Annotated in this window: 3 protein-coding genes; all 3 read right to left on the bottom strand. The window is 56.3% G+C overall.

The window, feature by feature from the left end:
- Positions 1–282, bottom strand: a 282-nt coding sequence (locus HZB34_14625) for a 4-hydroxy-tetrahydrodipicolinate reductase (GenBank protein MBI5317195.1), incomplete at its 3' end; no start/stop codon positions are given.
- Between the two features lie 28 nt (positions 283–310).
- On the bottom strand, positions 311–1,183 hold the full coding sequence (locus HZB34_14620) for a 4-hydroxy-tetrahydrodipicolinate synthase (protein MBI5317194.1): 873 nt from the start codon (positions 1,181–1,183) through the stop codon (positions 311–313).
- Positions 1,184–1,185: 2 nt separating this feature from the next.
- On the bottom strand, positions 1,186–1,396 hold a 211-nt coding region (locus HZB34_14615; protein ID MBI5317193.1), incomplete at its 5' end, for a diaminopimelate decarboxylase.

Here is a 1,396-nt window from a genome sequence, read left to right as displayed (position 1 = left end):
GGCCCGTCGGTGGTGAGCAACGGTCCGCATATGTTCCAGTGTCGCCGAGGGCGAGGAAAAATCGATCACAACCTCTCCTCGCTCCATCAGAATGGAGAGGTCATCTGTGATGGGAATGCCGGCACGACCTGAGGCCGCAGTCTCGCCTGCATCCTCCCCTAACGCCGGATGTCCTTTTCCTTCCAAAGCCCCTGCCAATGTCAACGCCGTTGAATCGCGGATCAGTGACACTAATCGGCAACCCATTCGGCCGGCCGCACCCGCTACAATGATCTTGATCATCTTGTCGTGCACCTAGACCTTGCTCAAGTTAGATTAACGCCGCATCCTTGAGGACGCGAATCAATTTCTCTCGTGTGTCCTGCGCCATTGGGCAGAGCGGTAAGCGTAACTCTGGGTCGATTTTCCTCATGAGTCCTAACGCTTCTTTGACGGGAATGGGATTGGTCTCATAGAACAACGCTGCAAAGAGGGGAGAGAGCTTAAAATGAATCCGTCGCGCTTCGTCGATTCGTCCCTCTGCAAAGGCCTTCACAAGATCGGCCATTTCCTTTGGCTTGATATTGGCCGTTACGGTAATCACACCCTTCCCGCCGACCGCCATCATCGGCAGGGTCAGAGAGTCGTCGCCAGCCAGCACGCTTAGGCGGTCCTCACACATCTGTACGATATCTGAAGCCTGTTGGACTGAGCCACTTCCTTCTTTCACGCCGACGATCGTCTTGATAGCTGAGAGTCGGGCGATCGTGGACGGAAGCATGTTGACTCCGGTGCGACCGGGGATGTTGTATAGGACTAACGGCAGATCGACCGCGTCTGCAACGGCCTTGTAGTGGCGATAGAGCCCTTCCTGAGTCGGCTTGTTGTAGTAGGGCGTAATGAGCAACGCAGCGTCGGCTCCGGCCTGCTTCGCATGTTTCGTGAGAGTGATGGCTTCTTCCGTGCTATTCGAACCGGTTCCGGCAATAACCGGTGCACGCCGCCGGACCACCTCGACCGTCAACTCAATCACCCGATTATGCTCGCTATGAGAAAGGGTGGCCGATTCACCAGTGGTTCCGCAGGGGACAACGCCATTGGTGCCACTGGCGATCTGCCATTCGATCAACTCGGCCAAGGCGCACTCGTCGACCTTGCCCTGTCGAAATGGCGTCACAATCGCGACAAGAGATCCGGTAAACATGCTCACTCCGTTTCGTTGAGGAAGGACGGAATTCTCTCGCCCCGTACGAGGTCGTCGTATGTTTCTCGCTCGCGAATCACGTGAAACTCTCCGCCCTTGACGAGCACTTCCGGTACGCGGGGTCGAGAGTTGTAATTCGACGCCATCACAAAGCCATACGCTCCCGCACTCATGACTGCCAACAACTCACCAGGTTTGGTGCCAGGCAGCGAT

The sequence above is a fragment of the Nitrospirota bacterium genome (assembly GCA_016219645.1).
GTDB lineage: Bacteria > Nitrospirota > Nitrospiria > Nitrospirales > Nitrospiraceae > Palsa-1315.
The sequence above is the reverse complement of the archived record's forward strand: the minus strand, read 5'-3'. Positions and strand labels throughout refer to the sequence as shown.

Coding starts and splice junctions, on each gene's coding strand:
- HZB34_14620 (MBI5317194.1), bottom strand. CDS start 1,183: ATGTTTACCGGATCTCTTGTCGCGATTGTGACGCCATTTCGACAGGGC.